Below are 8039 nucleotides of genomic sequence, written 5' to 3'. Positions count from 1 at the left end.
GTTGATCGAGGGGGGTGTTCGCACCGGTTCTCCAAGGGGGAATCGTCCGCGGGGTTTCCGAGATGAGGTGATCGTCGGCCTCTGTGACCATACCGACAGTTTTGGGAGCGTTGTGCTGACTCCCTCTGTCCGAAAAGATCAGCGGGAAACCGGCTCCGGCTCCTGTCTCCTCACCCGCTCCTTCCCCGTGCCCGGCGGGCGGCGCGGCGGCCCGCCCGAGATCACGTCGTCACGCGGAAGGTGGCGTCGCCTCGGCCCTGCGCGTCGGTGATCGGGTCGAGCCGGAGCAGGTAGTCGTAGTGCCGGATGTACCGGTCGGGGTAGTTGTACGACTGGAAGGACGTCCACGACGAGCTGGCCAGCCCGGCGACCTGGCGGAACGTGGCGTCCGCCGCGAAGGTGGCGGTGCCGTCGTCGGGCGCGAGGACGAAGTCGAACCCGTAGTGGCGCAGGTAGTACCCGGGGTAGTTCACCGACGCGAAGGACACGTGACCGCTGCCGTTCGCCAGGCCGGGCACCAGCCGGAACTGCGCGTCCTGGGCGGGGCTGACGTTCGCGTCGATGCGCACGTCGAGGTTCGCGTGCCGCACGTACCGGGTCTGGTTGTTGTACGACTGGATGCGGTTGACCGGCACGGTGGCGCCCCAGCGGCCGAGGACGCGGTTCTCCTCCGCGGCGGTCAGGTTGAGGATGGAGCCGTGGCGCTTGCGGTTGACGCCCATGCCGTAGTCGGAGCGCGTCCGGAAGTTCCGCGTGCTGCCCAGGTTGGTGGAGGTGACGGGCATGTAGCCTCGGCCGGTGGCGTACTGGTCCAGCCACAGGGCCCACTCGTTCCGGCCGTTGAACTGCGCCCACATCGGGCCCTCCACGACGTTGCCACCGCCCGTGCCGTTGGAGATCCCCAGGTGCGACAGGTTCCCGAGGGTCGTCCAGGAGCCCAGGATCGAGTTGCTCGCCTCGATCGTGATGTGGCCGTCCGCCGAGGCCCGGTAGTACCGGTAGCCACCGACGCCGCCGGGCACATCGACGATCTGCGTGTCGATGAGACCCTGGTTTCCGCCACGTTCGATGTAGAGCTGCGGCGCGGTGAAGCCGCGGAAGTCGCCGGTGCGCACGTACCAGATGCGGTGCTTGGTCACGCCGTCGCGGAGCGAGTTCGTCGCCCAGTACAGGACGTAGTCACCGGTCGCGGGGTTGTAGATCGCCTCGGGCGCCCAGGCGTTGCCGGCGCCGGGGATGCCGCCCGCGACGTTGATCAGCCACGGGGCCGACCAGTTCACCAGGTCGGCCGACTCCCACACGACGAGCGAGGTGCTGCCCCGGTTCGCGGCGTCGCTCCACGAGGTTCCGGCGGCGATGCGCAGGTCCGTCGCGACGATCCAGTACCGGTCACCGGCGGGAGAGCGGACGAGGGCGGGGTCGCGGACCCCTCGCGTGCCGACCGTGGAGCGCAGGACCACCGCGCCGTTGTTCAGGTCGGTCCAGCGCAGCCCGTCGTCGCTGTGGGCGAGGTAGATCTGCTCGCCGCTCGCCGACTCCCCGGTGAAGTGCGCCATCAGGTATCCGGTGAACGGTTCGAGGGCGGCCGCCTTCTTCGGGACGGCGAGCGACCACGATGTGAACATCAGGCAGGCGGCGAGTACCGCGCCCACCCGGGACAGGGCTTTCGACATGCGTTTCTCCTTCGGGGGTGGGCACGCTTCTTCGGGGGACACGCTTCGGGGCGAACACGCTTCGGGAGTGGACACGTTTCGAGCGCGGGCACGCTTCGAGAATGGGCACGTGAGCGCGTCACATTTCGTCCCGCTTACCGAACTATGAGTGTTAGCGCTAACAATATGCATCACGGAAATTCATCTGTCGCAGCGATATGTGATCGCCGGGGCGCCGAGACACACGGCGCGCAACCCAGGCCGGACAGAGGTTACATCGGCGTGACATCAGTGTGATCGCTAACATGCAGTCGGTCAATACCCTCATGACACCCGGCCGACGAGCGACCGGCACCGGCGAGCCGACGAGCGGCGCGAGCCGTCAAGAAAGAGCACGTCATCGGCATTTCTCCGGCCCTCGGACGGCCCGATGCCCAGCCTCGCCCTGCAATCCGGGTATTGACAACCCTGCTGTGAGCGTTAACACTCTGCGAAACGCGCCAGAAACATGTACGCGGTCCAGGCCTCGCCATCCCATTGATACTCCGGGGATCCGGTCATCACCCATGGATTACCGGGATCCCGGGCAGAGGAAATGTTAGCGCAAACATCCACGCGCTCCACCGGCACCCCGATTCGACCATGGGCTCCTCCGGCCGCTGGGGAGCACCGCGGTGGAACCGGCTCAAGTCGTACAACTTCCCGGACCGGTACGTGCGGCACGCGAGCGACATCGCGCGGATCGACCCCTTCCCGATGGATCCGACGGCCGACCAGCAGTGGCGGCTGGTGCCCGGCCTGGCCGATTCGGCCGGGGTGTCGTTCGAGTCGGTGAACTTCCCCGGCCGCTATCTCCGGCACGCGAACTACGCCCTCAGGCTCGATCCGAACGACAACACCTCGACGTTCCGCGCCGACGCCACGTTCCACCGGACCGCCGGACTGGCCGACGGCGCGTGGGCGTCGTTCCGGTCGCACAACTTCCCTGACCGCTACGTCCGGCACTCCGGCTACGTGCTGCGCGTCGACCAGCTCGGCCCCGGCTCCGCCCCGGCCGTCAGGCAGGACGCCACCTTCCAGGTCACGTACTAGAAGGAGCCGATGCCCATCCCCCGCCCGCTCTGGCGCTCGCACCTGCCGCGCGTCGGCCTGGTCCTCGCGACGCTCGCCGGGATGAGCCTGACCGGCACGAGCGCGCGGGCGGCCGCCGCGACGTTCACCAACCCGCTGAACAGCACGGGACCCGACCCGTGGATGACCCACCACAACGGTGACTACCATCTGATGTCCACACCGTGGAACGGCCCCCTCACCACGCGCAGGGCTCCCACGATCGCCGCGCTGAAGTCGGCCGCGCCGGTGGCCGTGTTCGACGACTTCGTGCGCTCACCGGTTGTACGCTCCGACGGCCGTACGCTCGACGGCCGCGTCAGCTCGGTGCGGCCCCGGTGCTCTCCCGCACGATGAGCTCGGGCTCCACGAGCCGCCGGGGCTGGCTCGGCCTGCCCGCCATCTGGTCGAGCAGCACGTGGAAGGCGTGACCGCCGACCTCCTCGAAATCCTGCCGGACCGTCGTGAGCGGGGGCCAGAAGTAGGCGGACTCCGGCACGTCGTCGAAGCCCACCACGCTGACGTCCTCGGGAACGCGCCGCCCGGCCTCGCGCAGCGCTCGCAGCACGCCCAGGGCCATCTGGTCGTTGCCCACGAAGATGGCCGTGACCTCGGGATCCTGTGCCAGGCGGCGGCCGAGCTGGTAGCCCGATCGCGAGCTCCAGTCTCCGCGCAGCACCTCGGGCACCCCGTGCCCCCCGGCCTTCAGCACCTCGCGCCAGCCCTCGACCCTGCCGTTGGCGTCGATCCAGCTGGCCGGGCCCGCCACGTGCCACACCGTTTTGTGGCCGAGGCTGAGCAGGTGCCTGGTCGCCCGCGCCGCTCCCGCCCGCTGGTCGACCATGACGACGGGAACGGCGAGGCCCGCCCCGGCGTCGACCGCGACCACGGGGATCTCCGACGACAGGTGGCGCAGGCCGTCGGCCGCCGACTCGTGCGGCGCGACGATGATGACGCCGTCCACCGACTGGGACCGCAGCTGGCGGAGGCTTTCCTCGATCGAGCGACGGTTGAGCGTGCTCAGGCTCGCGATGCTCACGGAGTAGTCGTTGAGCCTGGCGGCGCGCTCGATGCTGTAGAGGGTCGAGGCCGGGCCGTACAGGGTGGTGTCGATGCTCACCACGCCCAGCACCCCGGACCGTCCCGTGGCGAGCTGGCGGGCGGCGGCGTTGGGCCGGTAGTCCAGCTCCCGTACCGCGGCCAGCACGCGCGCCCGGGTCTCGGTGTGCACCCTCTCGGGCGCGTTGAGCGCCCGGGAAACGGTCATCGCCGACACTCCGGCGAGCGCGGCGACGTCTTCCAGCACCGCGGGTCTGGAGCGCGACCGGCCGTCGTTCGATTTCGCCTTCAAAGCAGCTCACCCCCTATGCGACAACGCTACAGGAGTCACGGGCCCGCTCCGCTTCGGCGGGCGCCGTTCGTGCCCCGGTCAGACCGCTGAAACGGCCTCGCCGGCGCATGACAGTCGGCCCACTACTCGAAAAGAGACGGGTCTCCGGTGCCCCGGCGGAGGATCTCGGGCTCGTCGTGCGAGAGGTCGACGACCGTTGTCGGGACGGCGCCGCACTCGCCGGAGTCGATGACGGCGTCCACCACGTGGTCGAGCCTCTCCTTGATCTCCCAGCCCTGCGTCAGGGGCTCGGTCTCGTCGGGCAGCAGCAGGGTGCTCGACAGCAGCGGTTCGCCGAGTTCGGCGAGCAGCGCCTGCGTGACGACGTGGTCGGGGATCCGGACGCCGACCGTCTTCTTCCGGGGGTGCAGCAACCGCCGCGGCACCTCCTTGGTCGCGGGCAGGATGAACGTGTAACCGCCGGGGGTCGCCGCCTTGATCGAGCGGAACAGCGCATTGCTTACGTGCACGAACTGGCCGAACTGCGCGAAATCTCTGCAGACCAGGGTGAAGTGGTGGTCACTGCCGAGGTTGCGAATCTCCCTGATCCGGTCGATCCCCTCCTTGTTGCCCATCCGGCACCCCAGCGCGTAACCCGAGTCCGTCGGGTACGCGATCAGCCCGTCCGCACGCAGAAGGTCGACCACCTGGCCGATCAGCCGGGGCTGGGGACTGTTCGGATGCACGTCAAGGTATTTCGCCACCCCCTGAGCTTAGAAGCGATTACCGCCCCGCGTGACACACGGCCCTCAGGGTTCGACATGACACACGGTCCCCGGGGACGGGCGGCGGGTACCGGACGAGGCGAAACCTCCGTCGAGGCGGTGGCGGGCACGACCGTAGCGCGATGCCCGAGGCGGTGACGGGCACGACGACAGCACAATGAGCGAGACGGAGGCGGGCACGACCGTAGCACAACGATCGAGGCGGTGGCGGGCACGGCGGCACCGCGACGACCGCCCGCTCCGCGGCGTGTGCGGGGCGGGCCGGCATCGTCGCGGCCGGGGTGAGACCGGGGTGAGATCAGCGCGCCGATCTCACCTGATCTCACCCCGATCTCACTCCTGCCTCACTCCTCGTCCCCGCCCTCGTCTCCCTCGTCGCCCTCGAAGATCTCCTCGATGACCTCGGCGGCGACGAAGCCACCGGCCACACCGGCGGCCACACCGCCCCAGCCGGGTCCGCCGTGGCCGTCGTGGTGGCCGCCGTGATGCCCCCCGTGGTGGCCACCGGGGTGGAAGCCGCCGGAGCCGTACTGGGAAAGAGCGGCCAGCCAGGTGTTGATCTCGGAGACCCAGTCGCGGTGCGGGGCCTGGTCGTGGCTCGTCTGCCAGCGGCCGAAGGCGTCGGTGCTGGAGCCGTAGCGGCCGCTGCGCTTGTCGGCCTCCGCGACGATGTCCAGGCCGGCGGGACCGGCGACGAAGGTGAGCTCCACCTCGTTGATCTGCCCGGAGTACTGGGCGGGCGGGTAGAACTCGATCTCCTGGTAGAACGGCAGCTGCTGGCTGACGCCGTAGAGGTGGCCGTGCTCCAGGTCGGCGCTCTTGAACTGGAAGCCGAGCCGTACGAAGGCGTCCAGCACCGCCTGCTGGGAGGCCAGCGGCGCGATCTCGATCGGGTCCATGTCGCCCTTGTCGATGGCCGCGGCGATCGCCAGCTCGGTGCGCACTCCCATGACCATGCCGTGCAGGCGCTGACCCATCACCTCGGTGACCGGAGCCTCCCACGGGACGGGGAACTGGAACGGCACCACCTTGTCCTCGCCGCCGCGCAGCCGGAACGGTCCGCTGACCTGTGTGCGGAAGAACTCCACCAGACCGGTCTGCTCACCCTCGCCGTGCTCGGACTCCATCCTGGTGACCAGGCCGAGGGCGATGTACTCGATGTCGGCGTCGAAGTCGCCGCCCTTGACACGCACCTCGCCCCGCAACAGCTCGCCGGGCCGCGCCCGCGGCGCGGCGAGCACGGTGTCCACCGAGGGAGCTCCGACCCCGAAAGCCCCCAGCATCCGTTTGAAGATCACGGTTTCCCCTCTTGTTCGTGCGTCGTGTGATGATCGAGAGGAAAACGATCACTACACGGCCAGGGTTCCCGATGCTCCATACCGGATCGGCAGGTAAAAAAGCGCGTCTCACCTGGCGCGCGGCTCGGGCGCATGGGTTTGCCGGTGTATGACGGGCATGCCCGCTGTGTCTACTGTCCCGGGAGACGTCACCGAGGAACCGGTCAGATCGCCAGCAGCAGGTCATAGGTGTTGAGCAGCCACAACGCCGCCCACAGCATGACGGCGGGCGCACGTCTTCGCCCGCGCCCCGATCCGCCTCCGGTACGTCCGGTCATGATGTCCTCCCCGCGACCACGACCACACTTGACACCTGTCACTCTGCCCGCCGTGTCAGGGTCACGGGCGGACATCGCCCGCGGTTCTTCCATCCTGGGAAAGCGGGCAGGTGGCTGTTACCGTGTGCTGGTGAACCAGCGCGAGAACCTCCGGTGGGCCAGGCTCACCGCGGCCGTGCAACTCGCCCTCACAGCGGTCATGGTCGCTTTCCTGCTCGCGATGATCGCCTTTGTGACCCTGCTGATGACCGCCGGACCTGACTGACTCCGCACCTGACCGACTCTGAACCTGACCGACGCCGGGCCCGGCCGATCGGCGTGCAGCCGGGATGTCCGCCCGGTTCGCAGGAACGGAACCGTCTCGCATCTCGCCGTCTCGGCCGGGCACCGCCGGCACCACGCGGGCACCGCGCCGTGCTGGCACGCCTTCGAGGAGACGCGAGCCCTCGGAGCCGAGGTGGTCGAGAAGGGCGGGCGCCCGTACCGCTCCGCCACCACTGTCGACGTCCGGTGGCGGGGTTGTCAGCCGGGCGGGCGCAGGTGCTTCCAGCCGTCCTCGACCGACAGGCGGCACCTGCCGGGGTCGTCTCCCGCGCCGGCGAACAGCGCGGCCAGCAGGGGAACGCCGTGAGCGAGCGTCTCGCGCGGCAGGGGGCCGTTGGCGACCAGGGAGGCCAGCCCGTGGGCGACGGTCCAGCTCTGGATCGCCAGCTCCAGCGGGTCGGTGCCGGCGTGGAAACGGCCGGTCCTCCTGCCCCGTTCGACGGCCTGGACCAGATGTTCCAGGGTCGCGTCCGCGGCCCCGAGGTCTTCGAGGTCGAAGTTCGCGTCGAACATGACCCGGTACAGGTCGGGGTGGTCCAGGGCGTTGCGGAGATAGGCGGCGACCATGGCGGCCAGGTCCCGTACCGGGTCCTCGGACATCGTCACCGTCGTGAACCTGGCCGCCAGGCGGGTGAAGCCCTCCTGGCGCAGGGCCTTCCACATGCCGTCCATGTTTCCGAAGTAGGTGTAGACGGCCATCGTCGAGACACCCGTCCCGGCCACCAGGGAGCGAAGGGTGATGGGCTCGCGGGTGCGGAGCATGTGCGCGGCCCGCTCGATGAGCAGGGTGCGGACCGCCGGATCCTTCGTCCTCACCATGGCACCAGAATATATAGCATTGCATTGCTATAGCTCCGAGCCCACGAGCTCTCACGCCGAGGAGCCGACGGGAACCGGCGAGAACCGGCGAGAACCGGCACGGCCATCACGGCGGCACCCGTCGGCGGCACCTGTCCAGGCTCCCGGCTCAAGGACCGTACGGCGAGCCGCCGCCCGGTGTCTTCAGTCGGCCGAGGGCGGGGACGGCCTGGTGTCGGTCCAGCCGGACTCCAGCACCACCTCAACCCGGTCGCCCTTCTTCGGCATGCCGATGACGTCGAAGGTCAGCACCTTGGAGGTGTCGGGGTCGATGACCAGCCTGCCCGTGGTGGGCCGCCCCTCCTGGATCGGGAAGGTCACCGCCCCCCCCCCCCCCACCCCCCCCCCCCCCCCCCCCCCCCTCT

General features: G+C 69.4%; 9 protein-coding genes. 3 read left to right on the top strand and 6 right to left on the bottom strand.

What is annotated here, in order from left to right; all coding sequences use genetic code 11:
* Nucleotides 1-221: 221 nt before the first annotated feature.
* Nucleotides 222-1673, bottom strand: a complete 1452-nt coding sequence (locus ACSC1Q_RS42770; protein ID WP_436764476.1) for a glycoside hydrolase family 43 protein — start codon at nucleotides 1671-1673, stop codon at nucleotides 222-224.
* Between the two features lie 621 nt (nucleotides 1674-2294).
* Between ACSC1Q_RS42770 and ACSC1Q_RS42765 the strand changes: the two genes are divergently transcribed.
* Nucleotides 2295-2744: an AbfB domain-containing protein gene (locus ACSC1Q_RS42765; RefSeq protein ID WP_436764475.1), complete on the top strand. Its 450-nt coding sequence runs from the start codon at nucleotides 2295-2297 to the stop codon at nucleotides 2742-2744.
* A gap of 9 nt (nucleotides 2745-2753) precedes the next feature.
* Nucleotides 2754-3119 (top strand): hypothetical protein, encoded by a 366-nt coding sequence (locus ACSC1Q_RS42760; RefSeq protein WP_436764474.1) that lies wholly within the window; start codon nucleotides 2754-2756, stop codon nucleotides 3117-3119.
* Here the strand turns inward: ACSC1Q_RS42760 and ACSC1Q_RS42755 are convergent.
* The 3 genes from ACSC1Q_RS42755 to ACSC1Q_RS42745 all read right to left on the bottom strand — a co-directional run bounded on the left by ACSC1Q_RS42755 (nucleotide 3082) and on the right by ACSC1Q_RS42745 (nucleotide 6175).
* Nucleotides 3082-4113, bottom strand: a complete 1032-nt coding sequence (locus tag ACSC1Q_RS42755; protein WP_436764473.1) for a LacI family DNA-binding transcriptional regulator — start codon at nucleotides 4111-4113, stop codon at nucleotides 3082-3084. The genes ACSC1Q_RS42760 and ACSC1Q_RS42755 overlap by 38 nt on opposite strands.
* A 122-nt stretch (nucleotides 4114-4235) precedes the next feature.
* Nucleotides 4236-4856 carry an L-threonylcarbamoyladenylate synthase gene (locus ACSC1Q_RS42750; protein WP_436764472.1) on the bottom strand — a complete coding sequence of 207 codons (621 nt, stop codon included), beginning with the start codon at nucleotides 4854-4856 and terminating at the stop codon, nucleotides 4236-4238.
* 365 nt (nucleotides 4857-5221) lie between these two features.
* Nucleotides 5222-6175 carry a sporulation protein gene (locus ACSC1Q_RS42745; RefSeq protein ID WP_436764471.1) on the bottom strand — a complete coding sequence of 318 codons (954 nt, stop codon included), beginning with the start codon at nucleotides 6173-6175 and terminating at the stop codon, nucleotides 5222-5224.
* A 447-nt stretch (nucleotides 6176-6622) separates the two neighbouring features.
* Between ACSC1Q_RS42745 and ACSC1Q_RS42740 the strand changes: the two genes are divergently transcribed.
* Nucleotides 6623-6757, top strand: coding sequence for a hypothetical protein (locus ACSC1Q_RS42740; RefSeq protein WP_436764470.1), 135 nt, complete (start codon nucleotides 6623-6625; stop codon nucleotides 6755-6757).
* A 257-nt stretch (nucleotides 6758-7014) separates the two neighbouring features.
* Here ACSC1Q_RS42740 and ACSC1Q_RS42735 read toward each other — a convergent pair whose 3' ends face one another.
* Nucleotides 7015-7635: a TetR/AcrR family transcriptional regulator gene (locus ACSC1Q_RS42735; RefSeq protein ID WP_436764469.1), complete on the bottom strand. Its 621-nt coding sequence runs from the start codon at nucleotides 7633-7635 to the stop codon at nucleotides 7015-7017.
* Between the two features lie 183 nt (nucleotides 7636-7818).
* The gene (locus ACSC1Q_RS42730) at nucleotides 7819-7995 is read right to left on the bottom strand and encodes a hypothetical protein (protein ID WP_436764468.1); all 177 of its coding nucleotides are present in this window, start codon (nucleotides 7993-7995) and stop codon (nucleotides 7819-7821) included.
* Nucleotides 7996-8039 lie beyond the last annotated feature (44 nt).

This window comes from Streptosporangium heterodermiicola, assembly GCF_051390675.1.
GTDB lineage: Bacteria > Actinomycetota > Actinomycetes > Streptosporangiales > Streptosporangiaceae > Streptosporangium.
Note: the sequence above shows the minus strand (reverse complement) of the source record. Positions and strands in the feature narration are given on the sequence as shown.

Coding starts and splice junctions, on each gene's coding strand:
- ACSC1Q_RS42770 (WP_436764476.1), bottom strand. CDS start 1,673: ATGTCGAAAGCCCTGTCCCGGGTGGGCGCGGTACTCGCCGCCTGCCTG.
- ACSC1Q_RS42765 (WP_436764475.1), top strand. CDS start 2,295: ATGGGCTCCTCCGGCCGCTGGGGAGCACCGCGGTGGAACCGGCTCAAG.
- ACSC1Q_RS42760 (WP_436764474.1), top strand. CDS start 2,754: ATGCCCATCCCCCGCCCGCTCTGGCGCTCGCACCTGCCGCGCGTCGGC.
- ACSC1Q_RS42735 (WP_436764469.1), bottom strand. CDS start 7,635: ATGGTGAGGACGAAGGATCCGGCGGTCCGCACCCTGCTCATCGAGCGG.